Below are 22,443 nucleotides of genomic sequence, written 5' to 3' on the forward strand. Positions count from 1 at the left end.
CTAGACCTCCTGCACCTCCAAGGTGGCCTCGAGCCGCCCTTCCCCCTCCAGGTAGCGGATGGGGAGCACCACCTCCACCCGCCCACCTTCGCCGTAAAGGGCCTGGATCACCGGGCCGTAGCGGACCTCCACCACCTGGCGCCGAACCTTGCGGGTGCGGGTGATCTCCTCGTCGTCGGGGTGGAGTTCCTTGGGAAGGATGGCGAAGCGCTGGATCCTGAGCTTTTCGGGTAGGGTCTTGTTCACCATGCGGATCTCCTCGGCGATCAGGGCTCTCACCTCGGGCCTCTCGGTAAGGGAGAGGTAGGTGGTGAAGGGAATGCCTCGCCTACGGGCCCAGTTCTGCACGTTTTCCGGATCCAGCTCTATGAGGGCGGTCACAAAGGGTTTCCCATGCCCCAGCACCACGGCCTCGCGAATGTAGGGGGAGTACTTCAGGCGGTTTTCCAAAAACTGGGGGGCAAAACGGGTGCCGTCCAAGAGGGCCCCCACCTCCTTAACCCGGCCTAGGATCACCAGGTGCCCCCGCTCGTCAAAGAAGCCGGCATCCCCGGTGCGGAAGAAGCCGTCTTCCGTGAAGCTCTCCGCGGTGGCCTTTTCCTGGCGGAAGTAGCCCTGGAAGACTTGGGGGCCTTTCACCTGGATCTCCCCCTCCTCGCTGATGCGCACCTTGGTGTGGGCAAGAGGTGGCCCCACGGTCTCGGGTGGGGCGTCCCCGGTGGCGTGGGCGGTGGTGGCGGCGGCGGTTTCCGACTGGCCATAGACCTGGCGGATGTCCAGGCCCAGGGCGCGGAAGAAGGTAAAGACCTCGGGGCCCAAGGGGGCGCCTCCGGTGACGGCGATGCGGCAGGCAGCAAGGCCCAGCCTGGCCCTTAGGGGCCTGGCGATGAGGGGGTAGAAGAGGGCCCTCTTGAGGTTCAGCCAAAGGCCCACCTTCTCCCCCCGGAACTCCCGGCTCGCCCCCTCCAGGAGGGCCCCCATCCCCACCCGGTAGAAGAAGGCCTTGAGAAGGTCGGCATCTGCCATACGGCTTTGGATGAGGCTGGCCATGTCCTCCCAAAGCCTCGGAGGGGCCAGGAAAAAGTCGGGCTGAACCTCCTTAAGGTCTTCCCTTAAGGTGGTGGGGTCCTCGGGGAAGTGTACGGTGGAGCCTTCCACCAGGCCCTGGACCACGGTGAGCATCTGCTCCCCGATCCAGGGTAAGGGCAGGTAGCTGAAAACCCAGGCGCCCCTTTGAAAGCCCAAGGCTTCCCGAAGGGCGAAGTGGCCAGCCAAGAGGTTTTCGTGGGAGAGCATGGCCAGCTTGCTCCTTCCCGTGGTGCCCGAGGTGGGGGCGAGAAGGGCGATCTCCTCGGGGTGACGCCTTTTTAAGGCCTCCTCCCCCACCCTGGGGTCCCCCAAGGCCTGGCGGAAACGCCGGACCTTGCCTTGGAAGTGGCGGGACATCCCCGCCTCCTCCCAGACCAGGACGAAGTCCAAAAGGTGCAGATGGGGATAGACCTTGTCCAGTTGCTCCTCGTCGGAAACCACGATCCCCTTGGCCCCGGTGAACTCCAGGAAGTAGCCCACCTCCTCGGGCATAGCGTCGGCGTAGATGCCCATGGGCAAGGCCCCTAGGGTTTGGGCGGCCAGCTCGGCCTCCACCCACTCGGGGGCATTGTGGCCGAGGATGGCCAGGACCTCCCCCTCCCTTAGGCCCAGGGCCCATAGCCCTCCCGCCAGGCTAAGGGTGCGATGCCAAAGGTCCTTCCAGGAGGTCTTCTGCCAGATTCCCAGCCGCTTCACCCTGAGGGCTGGGGCTTCTGGCTCCCGCTGGGCATGCTGGTACAGGTAGGCAAGAAGTGTCCCTTCCATAGCGCCTCAAGCTTGCCCCAGGTAGGCTTCCGCCACCTTGGGATCCTGGCGCACCCCTTGGGGAGGGCCATGGTAGAGCACCTCCCCGTAGGAGAGGACCAGGACTCTGTCGGAAAGCTCCAGGACTGCCCTTAGGTCGTGCTCCACCCAGAGGAGGGTTACCCCCCACTCCTCCCGGGCGTCCAAGAGAAACCGGGCCAGGTCCTGCTTCTCCTCCAAGGAAAGCCCGGCCATGGGCTCGTCCAGGAGGAGGAGTTTGGGTCGGCTGGCCAGGGCCCGGGCTACCTCCACCCGCTTTTGCAATCCGTAGGGAAGCATGCCCGCAGGGGCGTGGCGGAAGGGGGAGAGGTGGAGGTAGTCCAGGACTTCCTCGGCCCAGGCCCTAAGTTGCCATTCCCGCTCGGCCCGGGGTAGGGCCAGGGGGTAGGCGGGCAGGGCCAGCTCGGCCCCTAGCTTCACGTTTTCCAAAACGCTCATACCCCGGAAGATCTCCAGGCCCTGGAAGGTGCGGGCTAGGCCCATGCGGGCCCTATCCTGGGGGCTTTTCCCCCGCAGGTTTTGGCCCAGGAAGACCACCTCGCCCTTGTCGGGCTCATACACCCCGGAAAGCACGTTCAGAAGCGTGGTTTTCCCAGCCCCGTTGGGCCCGATTACCGCGAAGAACTCGCCTTCGGCTACGCTGAACTCCACGCCCACCAGGGCCTTCACCCCCTTGAAGGAGAGGTGGAGGTTCTTGGCCTCGAGGATCACACCCACCGCTTCCTCCTTCGGTAACGCTTGGCTTGGCGGAAGCCTACCTCCTCCTTGCCCAAGTAGAACTCCATCACGTCCTGGTCTTCCTGGGCGGCTTGGGCGTCGCCTTCAAACACCACCCGGCCCCGCTCCAACACATAGACGCGGTCCACGATGGCCAGGGCTGCCCGGGCGTTTTGCTCCACCAGGAGGAGGCTCAGCCCTTTCTCCTTTCTCAGGGCGTCCAAGGTGCGCATCACTTCCTCCACCAGCTTAGGGGCCAGGCCCAAGGAGGGCTCGTCCACCACCAAGACCTTGGGGCGGGTGAGGAGGGCCATACCCAAAAGGAGCATCTGTTGCTCGCCTCCCGAGAGGTAACCCGCCTGTTCGTGGCGACGCTCGTAAAGCCTGGGGAAGCGGGCGAAGACCTCCTCCATGCCCTCCTTCAGCTCCCGGGAGGAAAGGCGATGGCCGGCGGCCACCAGGTTTTCCACGGGGGTCAGGTAGCGGAAAAGGGGGCGCCCCTCCAGGACCGCGGTAAGCCCCAAGCCCGTGATGCGCACCGGGTCTAGGTGGGTGGCCTCCTGGCCAAAGAGCCGCACATGCCCATCCAGCACCCGCCCCTCAAACTTGGGAAGAAGCCCCGCCACTGCCCGCACCAAGGAACTCTTGCCCGCTCCGTTGGGCCCCAGGAGGGCCACCGCTTCCCCTTCCCTTACCTCCAGGGAAACCCCATCCAGGGCCAGGATCACCCCCCGGTAGACCACCTTGAGGTTTTCTACGGACAGGATCATGTTTCGTTAACCTCCATGCTCAGGGAGTTTGGAGAGGGGTCCTCCGGGGCCCCTGGGGTGGCCTCACACCCTCTCAATCTGCCGCTCACCCAGTAGACCATAAGGCCGCACCATCAGTACCAGAAGCACCACCACGAAGGGCAGGGCTTCGGTGAAGCCCGGAAGGATAGGTTCCAGGTAGCGTCCGGAAAGGGCCTCGAGGACCCCCAGGAGGAACCCCGCCAACAAGGCCCCTCCCACCGAGTCCAACCCGCCCAAGATGGCCACGGGGAAGACCTTAAGCCCAAAGAAAACCAGGTTATGCCCTACCCCGCTGGCCACGGCCAGGAGGGCCCCGGCCAGGGTGGCGAGGAGGGCGGAGATGCCCCAAACCCCCGCCAGGATCCGGGCGGTGGGGATGCCCAGGGCCAGGGCCGCCACCTCCCGCTCGGAGATGGCCCGCACCAGGACCCCATAGCGGCTTTTCCTCAGGAGCCAAAGGAGGCCCAATCCCAGGGGCAGGGCCAGAAGGAGGTTCCAGACAGCCCGGGAGGGTACGAAGGTGTCCCCCAGCTGGAAGCCCAGCTGGGGAAGTTCCCCCTGGAGGTACTTGAGGTCCGGTCCCCACAGGAGCTGCACCCCGCCGTCCAGGGCTGCGGCCAACCCGATGGTGGCCATGATCACCGCCACCACGTTCCGCCCCAAAAGCGGCCGCACAAAACCCCGCTCCACCAGGAGTCCGAAGAGAAAAGCCATGGGCAGGGCAGCCAGCATGGCCAGGGGGAGGGGCAGGAAAAGGGCGAAGGTGTAGGTGAGGTAAGCCCCTACCAGCAGGAACTCCCCGATGGCGAAGTTCACCACGCTGGTGGCCCGGTATACCAGGACGAAGCCTAGAGCCAGAAGGCCGTAAAGGGCCCCGTTGGCCAGGCCGCCGATGAGGTACGGTAAAAGGTCAGACATGGGCGTGTGGCAAGGCCCCCAGGTGCGGCCACCTAGGGGCGGGATAGGGGCTAGGCCAGTTTGATCCAGTCGGTGATGGCGTTGAAGCGGCCGTCCTTCACGCTGGCCCGGTAGAGTTTGGTGTAGGGAAGGCGATGGTTTACGAACTGGAAGTTAAGCAAGAGCCCCAGGCCGTTGTAGTCCCCCAGCTTCTCCAGGTATTCCACCACCCCGGCCCGGGTCAGCTTGCCCGCACCCGCTGCCCGGCGCATGGCCTCGGCGATGGCCAGGGCCACCGCCAGGCTGCCCATGTAGTAGGTGGGGCGGTAGGAAAGGTCGCGCCCCTTTTTCTGCCGGAACTTCCGCATCTCGTCCACGGCCGGCACCAGGGTGTCGTACCAGTAGGCGTTATGGTAGGTGACGGTGAACCCCTCGGCAGCGGGACCGGCCCGCTGGATCAGGGCCAGCTCCGCCGAGTAATACGTGCCCATAAACTGCGCCCTCAAGCCCTGTTCCCGAGCGGTGCGCAGGATCAGGGGTTCGACGGAGAGGGCGTAGCCCTGGAGGATCACGAAGTCGGGGTTGGCCCGGCGCAGGTTCAGGACGATGGGGGTGGCGTCGGTGAAGGCGGGAGGGGTTACCTCCTCGTGGACCACCTCCATGCCCAAAGCCTTGGCCCTTTCCTTGGCGTAGGGGATGGGGTCGCGACCAAACTCGGTGTTGGAGTAGACCAAGGCGATCTTAGCCCGGCCCTTCTGTAGACGGATCTGCCTTAGGAGGGCCTCCATCATGTCGTTGTAGGTGGGGCCGAAGACGAAGATGGTGGGGTAGGTCTTGGGATCGGCCAGCTCGTTGGCGAAGCTGGTGGCGGAGTAGGGAAGGCCCATGCGGGCGATCTCCGGGGCCAAGGCCTTGGAAAGGCCTGTGGAATCGCCGTAGACAAAGAGGAGCTCCTCGGCCCGCTCCCGGGACACCACCCGGTTGAAGGCAGCGGTGCCCTTAGCCACGTCGTAGCCGGTATCCTCCACAATGAGCTCCAGTTTGCGGCCGCCAACGCCCCCCAGGACCTCGTTCACGTAGTCCACCCCATCCACGAAGCCTTCGCGTCCGGCGTTACCGGCGAAGGCGAAGGGTCCGGTGAGGGGAAGGAGGGTGGCCAGCTTCACCGGCCTAGCCTGGGCGGTGGCGACATAGGGCATGCCCACCGCGGCCAGTGCACCCACACCCAGCTTCTGCAAAAACTCCCTGCGTTTCATCATGCGCCTCCTTTCGGGTTGTACTCGGTGAAACAATACCATGCCCGAAGCCGCCCGGCAAGTCCTCTGCCAAGGTCTAGGATGAAAGCATGCGTTGGCATGCCGTTTACCGCCGCTTTGTCCTAGGCCGCCATTACCGCTTTGCCCGGGAGGCCTTGGTCCCCCATTTCTTTGACGCCCTGACCGCCTATGCCCTGGAGCTTTCCCGGCTGGGCATTCCCAAGGCGGGGGAGGCGGTGGCGGCCTTGAGGGAGCTGCGCACCCTCCCGCTTCCCAGCTTCACCGGGGAGGTGGAGGATGTGTTCTTTTCCATCTACGCCCAGCTTTCCGAGCACTGGGGGGAGGAGGTGGCGGGGGCCATCCGCCGGGGGCTTTCCCGCAACGATTTGGACCTCACCGTTTTCCGCGCCTACCTCAGGGACCGGGTGGTGGCCTTGCTGGGGGACTTCCTGCGCCTGCGGGAAGTGGTCTTGCAGGTGGCGCAATCCCACGCCGGGGTGCCCTTGGTCCTTCGCACCCACCACCAGCCGGCCCAGCCCTCCACCTTAGACCATTACCTCCTGGGGGTAGCGGCGCTTTTGGAGAGGGATTTCCGCCGGCTAAGAAGGGCTTTGGATACCCTGGACCGCTCCCCTTTGGGGGCCAGCGCCCTGGCGGGAAACCCCTATCCCGTGGACCGGGCGCGGCTGGCGGCCCTTTTGGGTTTCGCCGGACCCGTGGAGAACACCTTGGACGCCGTGGCCTCGGGGGATTATGCCCTGGAGCTGGCCGCGGCCTTGGGGGGGATGGGGGCTAGCCTTTCCCGATTCCTTACCGACCTCCTTTTCTGGGCGGAGCGGGGGGCCTTTGTGGTGGGGGAAAGCGTGTCCCAGGGCTCCAGCTTTATGCCGCAGAAGCGGAATCCCGTGGTTTTGGAACACGCCCGCATCTATGCGGGCCAGCTCCTGGGGGGAATAGGTACCCTGGCCTTTTTAAACCACAATACCCCCTTTACCGATCTAAATGACCACTCCACCGGGGTATTGGAGCCTCTAGCCGACCTTTTGGAGCGGGCGGAAGGGGCGGTGGAGCTCACCCGGGTGGCCCTCGAGGAAAGCCGCTTTGAAACCGTCCTCCTCCTGGAGGAACTCTCCCCTGAGGTCCTGGCCTCGGAGGCGGTGGACCTTCTGGTGCGGAAGGGCGTGCCCTTGGGGGAGGCTTACCGCCGGGTTCAGGGGACCCTGCCTGGGGTGCGGCCCGAACGTTTGGGGGTGGAGCGGGAGGAACTTATTGCCTGGATGGGCCTGGAGGCCTTTTTTGCCCGCCGGGAGGTTCTGGGAGGGGTGGGCCCTAAGGCCAGGGAGGAGGCCCGAAAAGGAGCGCAAAGGCGCCTGAGGGAGGACGGCAAGGACCTGGCGGCCCTAAGGGCCCGGGTGCGCTTGGCCCGGCGCCGGTTGGCGCGGGGACCTTAGCACCTCCAGGCGGAGGAAGGCCAGCAGGCTGCGGAGGAGCAGGGGGAGGTATAGGCTTTGCAGCACCAGGAAGAGGAACCAGGCCATAACCCTGAAGAATCGGCTTTCCAAGCCATCCGCCAGGGCATGGGTGGCCAGGGTGAAGGCGGCCATGGGGAAGACCAGGGCCCAAAGGCCGGGCGTAAAGGGAAGACGCACCCTTCTGATCCCCAGGTTTTCCAGCAGGAGGACTAGGGCCAGGACAAACCACCACCCCCCCAGGCCCCAAAGGAAGGCCCCCAGGAGGTAGAGGCCCTCGAGGTTCAAGGCGTAGAGCCCGGCTTGCTGGGCCCCTTTAAACAGGGAAAGGGGGGCCAGAATCCCCACGCCCACCGGGGCCAGCCCCACGAAGAGGCTGGGCACCAGTTCCGGGGCGGGGCGGTCGTGGGCGTAGAGGCGGGAAAGGAGCATGGCCCCCACCAGGAGGAAGAGCAGGAAGCCTAGCCCCAGGAAGGCCAGCATCCCGTAGAAGGCTTCCCGGCCCAACAGGGGGAGGAGAGGACCCCCCGCCAGCGGCACCACGATGGCGGAAACCGGGGGTATGAACCAGGTGCCGTTGGCGGCCTCGAGGGGAAGGCGCAGCCGGGTGAAGATAAGGTACCCCAGGAGGAGGCTGACCAAGAGGACCAGGGGGGCGCCTAGGGCGAAGAGCCCCAGGGCCAAGCCTGTCCAGCCCATCACCTGGTGGCTGGCCAGGCCGAAGAGCAAAAGGGCTAAGGGGAAGGTGGCGTAAAGCTGGGAAAGGAGGGGGTGGTGGAGCTCCTGCCAGACTGCCGGGGCGTGGGCCAGGAGCTTGGCCAGGAAAAGGCCAAGGCTGGCCAAAAGGAGGAGGGCGGTAAGGCCATAGGCCAGGTGGGCCAGGTCCTCGAGGCCAAAGCGCTTCAGGACCACGGCGACCCCGCTACTCCCCATGACCATGGCGAACCAGGCGGGATGGAAAAAGCGTACGCTCATGCCCCCATCTTGAGATAGGGGTAGGGGGTATGTCAACGGCCTCGGAAGTATTCCACGGTGAGCCGGATGCCCTCGGCAAAGCTCACCTGGGGGCGCCAGCCATGGGCCATGAGCTTGTGGGGGGAGAGGACGCTCCGCTCCAGGTCCCCTGGGCGCGGGGGGGCAGGGTTGACCTGGGGGGTCCGCCCGGCGGCCTGGGCCACGGCCTCTAGGACCTCCATGGTGGTGTGCCCTTCCCCGGTCCCCACGTTGTAGACCCCTTCCAGACCCTTTAGGGCCAGGTTATGGGCCTGCACCACATCCCCCACATAGATGTAGTCCCGCACGCATCCCTCGTCCCCCGGGCTCTTCCGGGCGTAGAGGGTTACCGGCTCCCCTTTGAGCACCCTTTCCGAGAAGATGGCCACCACCCCAGCCTCCCCGTGGGGGTCTTGCCGGGGGCCATAGACGTTGGCGTAGCGCAGGGAAACCCACTTGAGCCCGTAGTTCTGCCCGTAGGCGGAAAGGTAGTGCTCAAAGCCCGCCTTGCTGGCGGCATAGGGGCTTTTGGGTCTGGGGGGCCAGGTTTCCTCGGCCTCTTCCCCCTCCGGCACCTCCCCGTAGATGGCCCCGCCCGTGGAGGCGAAGAGGATTTTTTCTGCCCCCCACTTCCTCATGGCCTCCAGGAGGTTCAGGCCCCCTAGGAGGTTCACCTCAAAGTCCAGAAGCGGGTTATCCACGCTCACCTTCACCGAGGCCTGGGCCGCTTGGTGGGAAACGTGGGTGGGGCGGAACTCCCGGAAGACCCGTTCCAGGCCTTCGCGGTCCCGCAGGTCCACCTTGTAGAAGTAGACCCCTTTGGGCACATTTTCCCGCTTACCCGTGGAGAGGTTGTCCAGGACGGCCACCTCTACGCCTTCCTGCAAAAGGTTTTCCACGATATGGCTGCCGATAAACCCCGCTCCGCCCGTTACCAGTACGCGCATAGGCACCTCGGAAAAGCCCATCGGACCCCTCCCATAGGCGGGCTATGGGCCTAGCCCATCCTACCCCGCCAAGGAAGGCCCGTTAGCCGATTTTGACCTCAGGTTCGTTGCCGGGCCGCCACTTGATGGTGCACCCCAGGGCGGGGGCTTCCTTGAGGGGGGGTTCTTCGCCTCGGAGCAGGGCTTCTATGGCCGTTTGCAGATCGTGGCTTTGCACCTGGTCGGGGAACTTGGGATTGTCGTTGACCCGGCCATGGTAGCGGAGAAGGCGGTTTTGGTCAAAGAGGAAGACCTCGGGGGTGCGCAAGGCCTTGTAGGCCTTGGCCACTTCCTGGGTTTCATCCAGGAGATAAGGGAAGAAGATGCCGTGCTCCTTGGCGAACTCCACCATCTTGTCCGGGGCGTCGTCGGGGTAGCGCTCGTAGTCGTTGGGGTTGATGCCCACGAAGGCCACCTGGCCCCGGTACTTCTCCGCTAGGGCCACGATCTCCTTGATGGAGCCCTTCACGTAGGGGCAGTGGTTGCACATGAAGATAACGGCCAAGAAGGGCTCTTGGAACTGGGAAAGCCGATAGCGTCCACCCCTGGGATCGGGAAGCTCGGCGTCGATCAGGGGGCTTTCTAGGGGCAGTTCGGGATACTGCAGCATGGCTCCATCATACCCCAAGCCACCCCTAGGGACAATAAGCGCCAAGAGACCTTGGTATCATGCCCCCATGCGGGGACTCACCTCAGAGGAGGCACGGAAACGCTTAGCGCAATACGGTCCCAACGCCCTTCCGGAAAAGCCGCCCGAGCCCCTGGGGCGGAAGTTCCTGCGCCAGTTTCAGAGCCCTCTCATCTACATCCTCCTCTTCGCCTTGGTGGTGGACCTAGGCCTTTGGGTTTTTGAGGGAGCCCATGGGCTTCCCCTGGAATCCTTGGCCATTCTGGCCATCCTCCTTTTGAACGCCACCTTGGGAACTCTTCAGGAGAAGCGCTCGGAGGAGGCCTTAAGGCGCCTGAAAGCCCTGGCGGAGCCCTTGGTCTGGGTGTTGAGGGATGGGCATTTTCAACGCCTTCCAAGCCGGGACCTGGTCCCGGGGGATGTGGTGCGCCTGGAGGCGGGGGACCGGATTCCGGCGGATGGGGTGCTCCTCGAGGCCAGTGGGGTCATGGTGGACGAAAGCGTCCTCACCGGGGAAAGCGTGCCCGTGGAAAAGGGGGAGGGGGAAGAGGTCTTTTCCGGCACCCTTTTGGTGCGGGGCAGGGCCCTCCTAGAGGTGACCCGCACCGGCCTAGGAAGCGCCATGGGCCGCATCGCCGGGCTTCTGGCGGAGATGGAGGAGGAAAAAACTCCGCTGGAGCGGCGCCTCGAGGCCTTTGGCCATCGGGTGGCCCGTTGGGTGTTGGTCCTTGCCGCAGGGCTGGTGGCCTTGGGTTTTCTGGTGGAAGGCTTTTCCGCCCAGGTGTTCCTCTTCGCCGTAGCCTTAGCGGTGGCGGCGGTGCCGGAGGGGCTTCCTGCCGTGCTTACCTTGGCCTTGGCCCTGGGGGTGGAGCGCATGGCCCGCCGCAAGGCGGTGGTGCGCCGCCTTGCGGCCGTGGAAGCCTTGGGGAGCGTCACGGTGATCGCCACCGACAAGACGGGCACCCTTACGGAAAACCGCATGGAGGTGCAGCAGGTGGTGGGGCCGGACCCCCAAGGGGCCCTTTTGGCCATGGTCCTCTGCAACGACGCCGATTTGGAGACGGGAGCGGGGGACCCCTTGGAACTGGGCCTTTTGCGGTATGCGGCCGAACGCCTGGACGTAAAGCGGGTACGCCAAGAACACCCCAGGCTTTCCGAACGGCCCTTTGACAGCGCCTGGAAGTACATGCGGGTGACCACGCCTGGGGGTAGTTTCCTGAAAGGGGCTCCCGAGGCCCTCATACCCCGCCTGGCCTTACCCGAGGAGGAGAAGCTGGCCCTTTTAGGGGAAGCAGAGGCCCAGGCTCAGCGGGGTTTTCGCGTGTTGGCCTTGGCGTGGGGCGAAGGGGAGCGGGAGGAAGGGTTAAGCTTCCTGGGCTTCGTCCTTCTCCTGGACCCGCCCCGCCCGGAGGTGCCGGAGGCGGTGGCCAAGGTGTTGAAGGCCGGGGTTCGGGTGGTGATGGTCACGGGGGATCACCCGGCCACGGCCTTGGCCATCGCCCGCCAGGTGGGTATTCCTGCGGAGGTGGTGGCCACCGGGGACGAGATCGGGGAACTCTCCGAGGAAGACCTTCTAGAGGTGGATGTCTTCGCCAGGGTCAAGCCGGAGGATAAACTGCGTATAGTAGAAGCTTTTCAGAAAGCAGGGGAGGTGGTGGCCATGACCGGGGATGGGGTGAACGATGCCCCGGCCCTCAAGCGGGCCGATGTGGGGGTGGCCATGGGGCTGAGGGGCTCGGACGTCTCCCGGGAAGTGGCGGACCTGGTCCTGATGGACGATAACTTCGCCACCATCGTGGCGGCCATTGAGGAGGGGCGGAGCATCTACGAGAACATCCAGAAGTTCATCCGCTTCCTCTTTTCCACCAACCTTTCCGAGGTCTTGGTGGTAACCTTGGGAATGGTATTTGCTGCCCTCTTAAACTTGCGGGACGAGGCTGGACATCTCCTCCTTCCCCTCACCGCAGTGCAGATCCTTTGGATCAACCTGGTCACCGATGGCCTACCGGCCCTGGCCCTGGCTTTGGACCGCAACCCTGGGGTGCTGGACCGGCCGCCCAGGCCTAAGGAAAGCCCCCTTTTGGATCCGCCTTCTTTGAGGTTCATCCTGCTTACGGGAAGCGTTAAGGCCGTCTTCGCCCTGGGCATCCTGGCGGGGCTTTCCGGGTGGATGGGCCGCGCTGGGGTTCAGGGGGAGCCCGTTGAGGTAGCCCGCACCGCCACCTTCCACTTCATGACCCTGGGCCAGCTCTTCTTCGCCTACGCTGCCCGGCACACCCACCTGATTCCCCTTCCCAATCCATACCTGCACGGAGCCGTGGCCCTGGGTATCCTGATCCAAATCCTTCTGGGCAATCTGGCCCCCGGGGTGTGGGAGGCGGTGCGGGTTCCGGCCTGGATCTGGGGGTTGGTTTTGGTCCTTGCCCTTCTGGCCTGGCTTATGGCGGAGGGGGTGGACCGATTAGTATGGCGGAAGGAGGCTAGGCGATGAAGGCCAAAGACGCCATGACCCGTCCTGTGGTAACCGTGCTGCCCGAAACTTCTCTGGTGGAGGTGGCCCGGCTGATGCTGGGAAAAGGCATTGGGAGCGTCCTGGTGGTGGACAAAGAGGGGCGCCTGATGGGCATCGTCACCGAAAGCGATTTCCTGAAGGAACGAGGCGTGCCCTTTTCCACCTTCCGGGCCCCCATGCTCTTGGGCCGCTTTATGGGGTCCGACGGGTTGGAGGAGGCCTTGGCCGAGGCCAGGCGCACCCGGGTGGAGGAGATCATGACCAGCCCGGTGCACGCCGTGGGGCCGGAGGAACCCCTTTCTCGCGTACTGGACCTCATGTTGGCCTACGATATCAACCACGTGCCCGTGGTGGATGGAGAGGGGAAACCCGTGGGGATCATCACCCGGTTTGACCTGCTTCGCCTACTCCAGCCCCAGCTATGACCGGGATCGCCTTTTTGGCGGTGGCGGCGGTCATCCTGCTGGCCGGGCGGCAGGTGGCCTTCTACGGGGACGTCCTGGCGGAGAAAACGGGGCTTGGCCGCACCTTCATGGGCCTTTTTCTGGTGGGCATCACCACCAGCTTGCCGGAGCTTTTCAACGTGACCAGCGCGGTTTTTCAAGATCTTCCCGATATCGCCGTGGGGAACCTCTTGGGAGCCAGCATGGTGAACTTCCTGCTCCTCACCGTGCTGGATGCCGTCCACCCTCGTCCCCTCACCGCCCGGGCCAGCCAAGGGCATGCCCTGAGCCTGGGGCTAGCCATCCTGCTTTTGTCCTTGGCGGGAATGGGCCTTTTGGCGGAAAGGGGCTGGGGACGGATCGGGGGGTTCGCCCTGGCCCTTTTTCCCCTTTACCTTTTCGCCCTTTGGCTTTCCTTTCGCTACGCCAGGCGTTTTCCCCACGACGAGGTCCTCGAGGAGGAAGCCTATGCCCATATCCCTTTAGCGAAGGCCCTCGGCCGTTACCTGCTAGGGGCAGGGGTATTGGTGGGGGCGGCGGTGGTACTCCCGGATTTGGCCGCGGCCCTGGCCCAGGAGACGGGGCTGGGCCAGGCCTGGGTGGGCACCTTTTTGGTGGGGTTGGTGACCACCCTACCCGAGGCCACGGTGACCCTGGCCGCCGCCCGCCTGGGGGCTGTGGACCTGGCCTTGGGCAACGTGCTGGGGAGCGTCATGTTCAACACCTTTTTGCTTTCCTATGCTGACATCCTGGCCCCTGGCCCCCTGTTAGCCCAGGTGGGGGGAGGCCACCTCCTCAGCCTTCTGGCCCTCCTGGGCATGGCCGGAACGGTGCTCACCGGGCTCATGTACCAGAGCCTGAGGAAGCTTTGGGTTCTGGCCTACGACTCCTGGGCCATCCTGGCCCTTTACCTGCTGGCGGCCTCGCTCCCCCTGGTGCGGTAGGGCACCACCAAGACGGGCTTGGGGCTTCGGCGGACCACCTCCTGGGTGACGCTGCCCAAAAGCACCGCATCCAGCCCCGTGCGCCCATGGGTGGCCATGACCACAAGGTCGTGCTTCACGGCTTCCTTTAGGATCACCTCCGCGGCCCGCCCCTCCAGGAGATGGGCTTCAAAACCCACCCCCACCTCTTCTGCCATGTGGGTGGCCCGGTCCAGGGCGGCCAAGCCCTCCTGGCGCAGGTCCTCCACCAGGGCCTGGTAGTAGGGAAGGGTCTCGGGGCCAAGGAGAAGCCTGGGCCCTAGGGGCTCGAGGGCGTAGAGAAAGGCCACCCGGGCCTCCAGGGCCTTGGCCAGGCGGAGGCCCTCCCTTACCCCAGCCTCCGCCGCCGGGCTTCCATCGGTGGGAAGGAGGAGGCTTTGGTACATGCTTTACCCCTCAATCACCACGGGCAGGATCACCGGGTCGCGTCCCGTGGCCTTTTTTAAGAACTTCTTCACCGGGTAGTAGATGTCGTCACGGATGCGCTCTAAGGACTTTTTTTCCCGCACCCCGTTTTGCAGGGCCTCGAGGGCCAAGCGCTTCACCTCGCCGAGAAGCCTTTCCCCAGCCTTCACGAAACCCCGGGACACCACCTCCACCACGGGGTCGTGGGCCGCTAAGGCGGTGATGACCACGATCCCCTCCTCGGCCATGTGCTGGCGGTCGGCCAGGATCTCTTCGGTGATGTCCCCCACCCCCAGGCCATCCACGTAGAGCATCCCCGAGGGCACCTGGCCCACCTTGTCAAAGGTTTCCCGGGTTAGGCGGTAAACGGCGCCGTTTTCCCCAATGAGGGTCTTCTCCGGCGGGCGGCTCATGGACTCCGCCAACCACTTGAAGTTGGTCTGGTGGCGCACCTCCCCGTGCCAGGGCATGAAGAAACGGGGGGTGGTGAGGTTCAGGATGAGCTTGAGTTCCTCCTGGGAGGCGTGGCCGGAGGCGTGGACCTTGTAGGTGGGAGGGTAAAGGACGTAGGCCCCTAGGGCGTAGAGGCGGTTGATGACCCGGTTCACCGCCTCCTCGTTGCCGGGGATGGGGCTACTGGAGAGGATCACCGTGTCCCCGGGTTTGATGGCCATCTTGGCGTGGCCCTCAAAGGCCAGGCGGTGGAGGACCGACATGGGCTGGCCCTGGCTTCCCGTGGCCAGGATCAGCACCTGGTGGTCGGGGAGGTCCTTGACCTCGTCCAGGGTGTAGAGGCGGTCCTTCACCTTCAGGTAGCCCAGCTCCAGGGCGATGCGGCTAAAGCGCACCATGCTCCGCCCTTCCATGGCCACCTTGCGCCCGTACTTCTCCGCTGCCCAGATCACGGCTTGGATGCGGTGGATGTGGCTGGCGAAGGTGGTGACAAAGACCCTTCCCGGGGCCCGGCCGATGACCCGGTCCAGCTCCTTGGCGATCTCCATCTCGCTGGGGGTGTAGCCGGGGCGTTCGGCGTTGGTGGAGTCGGCGATGAGGAGGAGCACCCCCTCGGCCCCCGCCTGGGCCACCTTGGCCAGGTGGGAAACCTTTCCGTCTATGGGGGTGGCGTCCAGCTTGAAGTCCCCGGTGTGCACGATGGTGCCAATGGGGGTGCGGATCACCAGGCCGGAGTTGTCGGGGATGGAGTGGGTCATGCGGAAGAGGTCTAGGGTGAAGTACCGCCCCACCGTGATCCGGTCGTCGGGGGAGATTTCCTTGAGGTTGAAGCTTCCTGGCCTAAGGCCGAACTCCTCCAGCTTTCCCCGTAGCAACCCCAGGGTGAGCTTGGCGCCGTAGATGGGCACCTGGCTCTCCTTGCCAAAAACCATGGGGAGGATAAAGGGAAGCCCGCCGATATGGTCCTCGTGGCCGTGGGTGAGCACCCAGGCCTTGATGAGGTGGCGGTTTTCTATGAGGTAGTCCACCCGGGGGATAAGGAGGTCCACCCCGGGCATCCCCTCGTCGGGGAAGGCCAGCCCCCCATCCAGCACAAAGATCTCGTCCCGGAAGCGGAAAGCGGTGATGTTCTTGCCGATCTCCCCCATCCCCCCTAGGGGCACGATCTCCACGTGGTCCCTGCCATCCCCAGGGGCCATGGGGGTGGTGTCTGGTGGCCGTCTGCGGCGCCGTTTCCGTGGTTTGCGTTCCTGGTTTTCCATAAACCTCCCATCTTCCCGGCCAGACCGGGATTATGCCAAAAGAAAAGCCTCCTGGGGCTAGCTGCGCCGCCTGGGGGGAATCTTCCCCTCCAGCTCGGGTCGGATCAGGTCAATCTTGCCCCGCTCGTCAATGCGGTGCACCTTGACCTTGATCACGTCCCCCACCTTGAGGTGGTCCTCCACCCGTTCCACGCGTCCAGGGGCGATCTGGCTGATGTGCAAGAGGCCCTCGGTGCCAGGAAAGAGGCTGATGAAGGCTCCGAAGGGGGTGATCTTGGTCACGGTGCCCTCGTAGATCTCCCCCACCTTGGCCTCCATGGTGAGCTCCTCTATGCGCTTCTTGGCCTTCTGGGCGGCCTCCATGTCGCTGGAGTAGAGGCGCACCGTTCCGTCCTCTTCTATGTCCACCTCTACCCCTAGCTCCTCGAGGGCCCGCACGTTCTTCCCCCCAGGCCCAATGACCAGGCCAATCTTCTCCACGGGCACCTTCAGGGAGAGGATCCGGGGGGCGAAGGGCTTGAGCTCGGGGCGCGGGGCGGGGAGGACGCTTTCCATGAGGTCCAGAATCCGAAGCCGGGCCTCCCGGGCCTGCATGAGGGCCTCCTTCAGCACCTCCCGGGGCAGCCCCCCCACCTTGTTGTCCATCTGCAGCGCCGTGACCCCTTTTCGGGTCCCCGCCACCTTGAAGTCCATGTCCCCAAGGGCGTCCTCCAGCCCCAGGATGTCCGTGAGGATCACCGCCCGGTCCCCTTCCCACACCAGGCCCATGGCCACCCCGGCCACCGGGGCCCGGATGGGCACCCCGGCATCCATGAGGGCCAGGCAGCCGGCGCAGACCGTGGCCATGGAGCTACTGCCGTTGGACTCCAGCACGTCCCCCACCACCCGGATGGTGTAGGGGAAGGCCTCCTCCGGGGGTAAGACGGCCTTGAGGGCCCGTTTAGCCAGGTTGCCGTGCCCCACCTCGCGCCGGGAAACCCCCCTTAGGCGCTTCACCTCCCCGGTGGAGAAGGGGGGGAAGTTGTAGTGGACCAGGAACTTCTCCGTCTCGTCAATCCCCAGGTCGTCAATGATCTGCTCGTCCCGGCCCGTGCCCAGGGTGACGGTGCCCAGCACCTGGGTTTCCCCCCGGGTGAAGACGGCGGAGCCATGGGCGCGGGGGAGGACGTCCACCTCGATCCAGATGGGCCGCAGGTCCTTGGGTGCACGGCCATCCGCCCGCTTACCCTCCTCCAGGACCAAGCGCCTCAGCTCCTTGCGCACCACCTCGGCGAAGGCGCTTTCGTAAAGGGACTTCCAGCTCTCGTCCGGGGTGCCGTCCTCCCCCTTGGGCAAGGCCTCGGCGATGAGGCTTTCGGCGAAGGCCTCGAGGGCCCGGCTCCTTTCCCCCTTGCTGGCGGTCTGGAGCACCCCAGTAAGCCCCCGTTCCAAGCTCAAGCGGTAGAAGGCCTCCTTCTCCTCCTCGCTGAGGCTATCGGGGGGAGTCCAGGCCATCTTGGGCTTGCCCAGGGCCTGCGCCATGGCCTCTTGCAGGTCCAGGATGGGTTGCATCTCCCGGTGGGCGAACTCCAAGGCCTGGACCAAGGTCTCCTCGTCCACCTCCTGCGCCCCGGCCTCCACCATGAGGATGGCGTCCCGGCTTCCCGCCACCACCAGGTCCAAGGTGCTTTCCTCCAGCTCCTGCAAGGTGGGGTTCAAGACCAACTGCCCTCCGATGAGGCCCACCCTAACCGCGGCCACGGGGCCTTCCCAGGGAATGTCCGAGAGCATGAGGGCGGCGCTGGCCGCCGTGGGCCCCAGGATGTCCGGAGGGTTCTTCTGGTCGGCGGAGAGCACGGTGACGATCACCTGTACCTCGTGGCGGAACCCCTTGGGGAAGAGGGGGCGGATGGGCCTATCCGTCATGCGGGCGGAAAGGATGGCCTTTTCCCCCGGCCGCCCCTCCCGGCGCATGAAGCTTCCGGGAATCTTGCCCACGGCGTAGTGCCGCTCCTCGAACTCCACGGTGAGGGGGAGAAAGTCCGCCTCTATGGGTTCTTCCGAGGCCTGGGCCGTGGCCAAGACCACGGTGTCGCCATAGCGTACCAGGACCGAGCCAGAAGCCTGCTTGGCGTATTTCCCCGTCTCTAGGACCAAGAGGCGGCCGGCCACCTGGGTTTCGTACCGATGGGCTTGGGGTGTGTTGGGCGTGGCTTCTGCCATAGTTGTCCTCAAGCGAAAGGCGGAGCCCTAAGGCCCCGCCCCCGACCTACATACCAGTTTACTTCCTCAGGCCCAGTTTCTCAACCAGGGCCTGGTAGCGCTCGGGGTCTTCCCCCTCCAGGTAGCGCAGAAGCCTACGCCGCTGCCCTACCATCATCAAAAGACCCCGGTGGGAGTGGTGGTCGTGCTTGTGGACCTTCAGGTGCTCGGATAGCCGGTTGATGCGCAAGGTGAGCAAGGCCACCTGCACTTCCGTGCTCCCCGTGTCCCCGGGGAAGCGGGCGAACTCCTCTATGACCTTTTGCTTCTCCTCTTTGCTGATGGGCATCTCTACCTCCGTCAGGGGGGAAAGCGCTTTTGGCCCCTTCCTCCTCGAGGTCCCTAAGGACCTCCTCCAGGTTAGGGCCTCCTCCTCTTTCCGTCAAGCAGGAAGAGGGTGAGGGCCAAAAGGGCCAGGCCCCCGCCCACGCCGAAGGCTAGCCCGGGTCCGTAGCTCTGCCAAAGAAAGCCGAAGATCACACTGGCCGGCAAGAGCAAAACCCCCACCACCGTGTGGTAGAGACCGATGGCTGTGGCCTTCGTTTCCTGGGGTACCAAGGTGGCCAGATAGGCCCGGCTGGCCCCCTCGAAGGCAGCGGAATAAAGGGCATAGAGGAGAAGCAGGGCCACACCTGCCAGGGCGGTTTTTGCCAGGGCAAAGCCCAAATACACCAGGGCGTAGAGGCCAAACCCCCAGGCCACCACCCGCCTTAGGCCCACCCGGTCCGCCAGGCTACCCAGAGGGTAGGCCAAAAGAGCGTAGAGAAGGTTGTAGCCCGTGTAGGCCAGGGTCACGGCCTCGGGGGTTAGACCCAGCTCCTTCAGGCGAAGGAGCAGAAAGGCATTGGAGGAGAGGGCCAAGGCGAAGAGGCTGGAGACCAGGAGAAAGCGGCGGTACGGGACGGGAAGGGTACGTAAGTAGCTGAGGCGGAGGGGGGGTAGGGGGGTTCTGACCCGTGGGGCCTTGGCCTCCCGTACCCAAAAGAGGGCCATGAAGGCCAGAAAGGCCGGGATGGCCGAGGCCCAAAACACGCCCCGGATTCCCAGTTGGGGTAGGAGGAGGAAGGCCAAGAAGGGGCCCACGGTGGCTCCCAGGGTGTCCAGGCCCCGGTGGAGGCCGTAGGCCCGGCCAAAGGCACCCTGGTCCACGCTCTCCGCCAGTAAAGCATCACGGGGTGCGGTGCGCAAGCCCTTACCGGTGCGGTCCAGGAAACGGTAGAGGAGCACATGGGCAGGGCTTTGGGCTAGGGCCAAAATGGGTCTCAGGAAGGCGGGCAAGCCATATCCAAGGAGGAGTAAGGGTTTTCTTCGGCCCAACCGGTCGGAAATCCTTCCGCCCACCACCTTGAAGAGGCTGGCCGTGGCCTCGGCGATGCCCTCCACCAACCCCAGCACCCCTGCGCCCGCCCCTAGGCTGGTCAGAAAAAGGGGTAGGAGGGGATAGACCATCTCGCTGGCCACATCCATGAGGAAGCTGACAAAGCCCAACAGGTATACCTGAAGAGGAAGCCTCATGGTCGGTATCGGAGGTAAAGACCCAGCAGGAAGGGCTCGGGCAGGACCATCATGACCGAGAGGGGATCCAAGGGGGCGGGGGAGAGGAGGGCGGGGCCTAAGGGGGTGCTGAAGGGTAGCGGTAGCGTGCGGGTGGCGAGAAAGAGGAGGAGGAGGACCAGGGAAAGCCCCACGCCCACCTTCCAGACCAAAGGGGCGAAGGGCGGGTCTTTCTCGGGGTACATGAACCGGAGGGCCATCAGGACCAGGGCATAGGTGACCTTTAGGGCCAAAAGGGCCAGGAAAAGCTGGCCGTAGAGGTAGTACTCGTTTACCAGGCCGTACTTTACGGCCTCCAGCTCCGACACCCCTAGGGCGCTGCCGCAGAGGCCTTGGCCCAGGACCTCCCCCAGACTTAGGCCCAGAAACTGGAGGAAGAAGGGAAGAAGGGAAAGGCCGGCAATCCAAGGGAGTCCGGGCGAGGGAAGAAAGCCCACCCCTATAGCCTTCCCCTTCCCCCAGCAAAGGTCAAGGGCCGGAAGGTCCGGCCCCTGACCAGGCCTAGCTGGGTTCACCAAAGCCGCATTCCGGGAACCGGGTTCAGGTTGCTGAAGAGCTGCACCAGAGTGGGACCGTAGGCCAGCACCACCAGGATCACCGCCACCAAGAACCAGAAGCCGATGCGGTCCATGGCCCGCACCAAGGGGTTATCCTCAGGGCCAGCCAGGACCTCGGCGAAGGGCACCGGGGCCTCGGCCAGCTCCACCCGGCGCTCCCGGCCCAGGAGAACGCTGAAGAGGCCGTAGATGAAGAGGATGAGGGCCACCAGAAGAACAATCCCCCCCACAATGTTGAAGACCATGAGGGTGGAAGTGTGCGCGTAAGCGTCGGGCACTTGGGAGATGTAAGCCCGCCGCGGCACGTACTGGAGGCCCTGCAGGTGTAGGCCCAGGCTCATGATTAGGATGCCCACGAACCACAGCCAAACCACCGCCAAACCCAGCCGCCTCTGTGCGTCAGAGATGGGCTTGCCCGTGAGGTTAGGGATGAGCCACCAGATGGTGCCCATGGCGGTAAGGACCACCAGGGTGGCCACCGTCAGATGGAAGTGGCCGGGAACCCAGGTGGTGTTATGGACCACATAGTCCAGGGTGAAGCTGGCGTTCACCATCCCACCGGCCCCGCCGGGGATGAAGGTGAGGAGGCCCAAAACTGGAGCCACAAAGCCAGGATTGTCCCAAGGCAAGGCCTTGATCCAGCCCAGAAGCCCCTTTCCACCCCGCATCCGACCGGCGAACTCAAGGCTTGCGGCTACGGTAAAAGCGGTCAGGAGGCTGGGAACGGCGACAAACATGGTGAGGATGGAGTGGACCATCTTCCAGGTGGGGTCAATGCCGGGGTCGGCGAACTGGTGGTGGAACCCCACCGGGGTGGAGAGGAGAAGGAAGAGCAAAAAGGCCAAGCGGGCCATGCTGTCGGAGACCAGCTTTCCCCCGGCTTGCCTGGGAAGGATGGTGTAGATGATGGCGTAGGCCGGCAGGAGCCAGAAGTAAACGATGGGGTGGCCCGTCCACCAGAAGAGGGTGCGGGTGATCAAGGGGTCAACCCCCTGGATGAGGCCAAAGGACCAGGGGAGGAGGAAGAGCACCGCCTCCAGCACCAAACCAATGGAGGCGATGAACCACATGAGCCAGAAGGTCACCGCCATGTAGGTCACCAATGGGGTAACCTTCCCCGGGTTTTGCGCCCGCCAGCGCCGCCAGAGGTCCAAGACGATGTAGATGCTTACCCAGGTGGAGAGCACGAAGATGCTGGCCCCCAGGTAAAAGGCCCAGTGGCCCTTAAGGGGCGGATAGAAGGTATAGAGGACCGTAGCCTCGTTGGCCAACAAGGGCAAGGCCGCCATGACCAGCCCGATAAAGGCCATCCACCAGGAAAGCCACATGAGCCCCATGTTGGGCCGCAGGTTCAGCTCCCGGGCGGGCAGGTAGACCATGATGGCCTGGGCGAAGAGCTGGGTGAAGACGATGGCGTTCAGTACCCCGTGCAGGGTCAGGCCCTGATAGTAGGACTGCACGAAGGGGAGCAGACGCTTAAGGAGGGGGTAGGCGTCCACGTTCCCGTAGTTCAGGGCCTGGAAGGGGCCGAAAAGGCTCCCGATGATGACGGCGATGAAGCCCAGGACCAGGAAGTAGAGGGTGGCCTTTTTCTCCGGATAGGCCTCGTAGACCCGGCTGATGTCCGATGTCCGCACCGCCATGGTTCACTCCTTTACCACGATCTTGCCAAACATGATCTGGTGGCCTATGCCGCAGTACTGGTTGCAGATGATGCGGTACTCGCCAGCTTTCTTGAAGGTGTACCGCACCGTGGAAACCTCCCCTGGAAGGACTTCTACATTGATGTTGGTACCCTCCACGTGAAAGCCATGGATGACGTCGGGGCTGGTGACCTTGAAGATGATTTCCGCCCCTTTGGGAACCTCTATGGGGTTTGGTTGGTACCCGTAGGCAAAGGCTAACACGTAAACCGTGTACTGGTTGGGGCCGGTTTGCACCACCGCCTGGGCGGGGTCGGCCCAGGGGCCCTCCGCGCGCACCTTGGTGGGGTCCACCCGCTCCAACTGGCCTGCGGGGATGGCCCCGGCGGTGTGGGTGGCCAGGGTGTAGGCGATGAGGGCGATGAAGACCACCACCATGACCAGGGAGAAGGCTAACCACCCTTTCTCATAAGCCAGGATTGCCTTGTGGGCCTTGTGCTCGTCCACCATACCCTACCCCCTTGCGAAGAAGGTGAAATATACCCCCAGCCAGAAGACCAAAATGGTGAGGGTAAGAACCACTATTACTCCCATGGCGCCAATCGGTTTTTCCTCCATACCCTTCCTCCCTTTACGGCAGGTTGCCGTATACGGCGCCCATGTTAGCTAAAAGCTGAGAAGAAGGTGAAGTACATTTGTCCCTTCCATTAGAGAAAAGGGGGGGTGTGGGGGGCTATAATCCCCCGGTTTTCAAACCGGG

The 22,443-nt window shown here is 64.4% G+C and carries 21 protein-coding genes and 1 pseudogene; 4 read left to right on the forward strand and 18 right to left on the reverse strand.

The annotated features are described in order from the left end of the window. The 6 genes and pseudogenes from L0D16_RS01040 to L0D16_RS01060 all read right to left on the reverse strand — a co-directional run bounded on the left by L0D16_RS01040 (window position 1) and on the right by L0D16_RS01060 (window position 5,554). Entirely contained in the window at window positions 1-1,854 is a 1,854-nt protein-coding gene (locus L0D16_RS01040; protein ID WP_243029481.1) for an AMP-binding protein, read from the reverse strand. Window positions 1,855-1,860: 6 nt separating this feature from the next. Further along, window positions 1,861-2,088, reverse strand: coding sequence for an ABC transporter ATP-binding protein C-terminal domain-containing protein (locus tag L0D16_RS12620; RefSeq protein WP_407702033.1), 228 nt, complete (start codon window positions 2,086-2,088; stop codon window positions 1,861-1,863). 6 nt (window positions 2,089-2,094) lie between these two features. Further along, window positions 2,095-2,610, reverse strand: a pseudogene (locus L0D16_RS01045) (ABC transporter ATP-binding protein); the annotation flags it as partial. After that, a complete protein-coding gene (locus L0D16_RS01050; protein WP_243029508.1) occupies window positions 2,601-3,377 on the reverse strand; it encodes an ABC transporter ATP-binding protein in 777 nt (258 codons plus the stop codon). The pseudogene L0D16_RS01045 and the gene L0D16_RS01050, both read right to left, overlap by 10 nt. Window positions 3,378-3,443: 66 nt before the next feature. Then, complete coding sequence (locus L0D16_RS01055) at window positions 3,444-4,319, reverse strand: branched-chain amino acid ABC transporter permease (protein ID WP_243029483.1); 876 nt, start codon at window positions 4,317-4,319, stop codon at window positions 3,444-3,446. 50 nt (window positions 4,320-4,369) lie between these two features. Continuing rightward, entirely contained in the window at window positions 4,370-5,554 is a 1,185-nt protein-coding gene (locus L0D16_RS01060) for an ABC transporter substrate-binding protein (protein WP_243029484.1), read from the reverse strand. An 89-nt stretch (window positions 5,555-5,643) separates the two neighbouring features. Between L0D16_RS01060 and L0D16_RS01065 the strand changes: the two genes are divergently transcribed. Continuing rightward, a complete protein-coding gene (locus L0D16_RS01065; protein ID WP_243029485.1) occupies window positions 5,644-7,005 on the forward strand; it encodes a lyase family protein in 1,362 nt (453 codons plus the stop codon). On the opposite strand, the gene L0D16_RS01070 is transcribed toward L0D16_RS01065, so the two are convergent. From L0D16_RS01070 to L0D16_RS01080, 3 genes are all read right to left on the reverse strand, one after another. Then, complete coding sequence (locus L0D16_RS01070; protein WP_243029486.1) at window positions 6,955-7,998, reverse strand: SLAC1 family transporter; 1,044 nt, start codon at window positions 7,996-7,998, stop codon at window positions 6,955-6,957. The two genes, L0D16_RS01065 and L0D16_RS01070, sit on opposite strands and share 51 nt — an antisense overlap. A gap of 32 nt (window positions 7,999-8,030) precedes the next feature. Then, window positions 8,031-8,963 carry an NAD-dependent epimerase/dehydratase family protein gene (locus tag L0D16_RS01075; RefSeq protein ID WP_243029487.1) on the reverse strand — a complete coding sequence of 311 codons (933 nt, stop codon included), beginning with the start codon at window positions 8,961-8,963 and terminating at the stop codon, window positions 8,031-8,033. Window positions 8,964-9,045: 82 nt separating this feature from the next. Next, window positions 9,046-9,612 carry a thioredoxin family protein gene (locus tag L0D16_RS01080; protein ID WP_243029488.1) on the reverse strand — a complete coding sequence of 189 codons (567 nt, stop codon included), beginning with the start codon at window positions 9,610-9,612 and terminating at the stop codon, window positions 9,046-9,048. Window positions 9,613-9,679: 67 nt separating this feature from the next. On the opposite strand from L0D16_RS01080, the gene L0D16_RS01085 reads away from it, so the two are divergent. From L0D16_RS01085 to L0D16_RS01095, 3 genes are read left to right on the forward strand one after another with little or no spacing between them, the layout of a single operon-like run. Next, window positions 9,680-12,121, forward strand: coding sequence for a cation-translocating P-type ATPase (locus L0D16_RS01085; protein WP_243029489.1), 2,442 nt, complete (start codon window positions 9,680-9,682; stop codon window positions 12,119-12,121). Next, a complete protein-coding gene (locus L0D16_RS01090) occupies window positions 12,118-12,567 on the forward strand; it encodes a CBS domain-containing protein (protein WP_243029490.1) in 450 nt (149 codons plus the stop codon). The genes L0D16_RS01085 and L0D16_RS01090 overlap by 4 nt, the downstream gene beginning before the upstream one ends. After that, window positions 12,564-13,529 (forward strand): sodium:calcium antiporter, encoded by a 966-nt coding sequence (locus tag L0D16_RS01095; protein ID WP_243029491.1) that lies wholly within the window; start codon window positions 12,564-12,566, stop codon window positions 13,527-13,529. The genes L0D16_RS01090 and L0D16_RS01095 overlap by 4 nt, the downstream gene beginning before the upstream one ends. Here the strand turns inward: L0D16_RS01095 and L0D16_RS01100 are convergent. From L0D16_RS01100 to L0D16_RS01140, 9 genes are all read right to left on the reverse strand, one after another. After that, entirely contained in the window at window positions 13,493-13,954 is a 462-nt protein-coding gene (locus L0D16_RS01100; protein WP_243029492.1) for a universal stress protein, read from the reverse strand. The two genes, L0D16_RS01095 and L0D16_RS01100, sit on opposite strands and share 37 nt — an antisense overlap. A 3-nt stretch (window positions 13,955-13,957) precedes the next feature. Further along, entirely contained in the window at window positions 13,958-15,688 is a 1,731-nt protein-coding gene (locus L0D16_RS01105) for a ribonuclease J (RefSeq protein WP_243029493.1), read from the reverse strand. A 57-nt stretch (window positions 15,689-15,745) separates the two neighbouring features. Further along, entirely contained in the window at window positions 15,746-17,890 is a 2,145-nt protein-coding gene (pnp, locus tag L0D16_RS01110) for a polyribonucleotide nucleotidyltransferase (RefSeq protein ID WP_243029494.1), read from the reverse strand. Between the two features lie 58 nt (window positions 17,891-17,948). After that, window positions 17,949-18,218, reverse strand: coding sequence for a 30S ribosomal protein S15 (gene rpsO / locus L0D16_RS01115; RefSeq protein ID WP_243029495.1), 270 nt, complete (start codon window positions 18,216-18,218; stop codon window positions 17,949-17,951). A 71-nt stretch (window positions 18,219-18,289) separates the two neighbouring features. After that, window positions 18,290-19,444 (reverse strand): MFS transporter, encoded by a 1,155-nt coding sequence (locus L0D16_RS01120; protein WP_243029496.1) that lies wholly within the window; start codon window positions 19,442-19,444, stop codon window positions 18,290-18,292. Next, window positions 19,441-19,920: a hypothetical protein gene (locus L0D16_RS01125; RefSeq protein ID WP_243029497.1), complete on the reverse strand. Its 480-nt coding sequence runs from the start codon at window positions 19,918-19,920 to the stop codon at window positions 19,441-19,443. The genes L0D16_RS01120 and L0D16_RS01125 overlap by 4 nt, the downstream gene beginning before the upstream one ends. A 74-nt stretch (window positions 19,921-19,994) precedes the next feature. Further along, window positions 19,995-21,683 (reverse strand): b(o/a)3-type cytochrome-c oxidase subunit 1, encoded by a 1,689-nt coding sequence (locus L0D16_RS01130; RefSeq protein ID WP_243029498.1) that lies wholly within the window; start codon window positions 21,681-21,683, stop codon window positions 19,995-19,997. A gap of 3 nt (window positions 21,684-21,686) precedes the next feature. Then, window positions 21,687-22,193, reverse strand: a complete 507-nt coding sequence (locus L0D16_RS01135) for a cupredoxin domain-containing protein (protein ID WP_243029499.1) — start codon at window positions 22,191-22,193, stop codon at window positions 21,687-21,689. 3 nt (window positions 22,194-22,196) lie between these two features. Beyond that, entirely contained in the window at window positions 22,197-22,301 is a 105-nt protein-coding gene (locus tag L0D16_RS01140; protein WP_243029500.1) for a cytochrome c oxidase subunit 2A, read from the reverse strand. Between the last annotated feature and the right edge of the window lie 142 nt (window positions 22,302-22,443).

Source organism: Thermus altitudinis (assembly GCF_022760835.1).
Classification (GTDB): Bacteria; Deinococcota; Deinococci; order Deinococcales; family Thermaceae; genus Thermus; species Thermus altitudinis.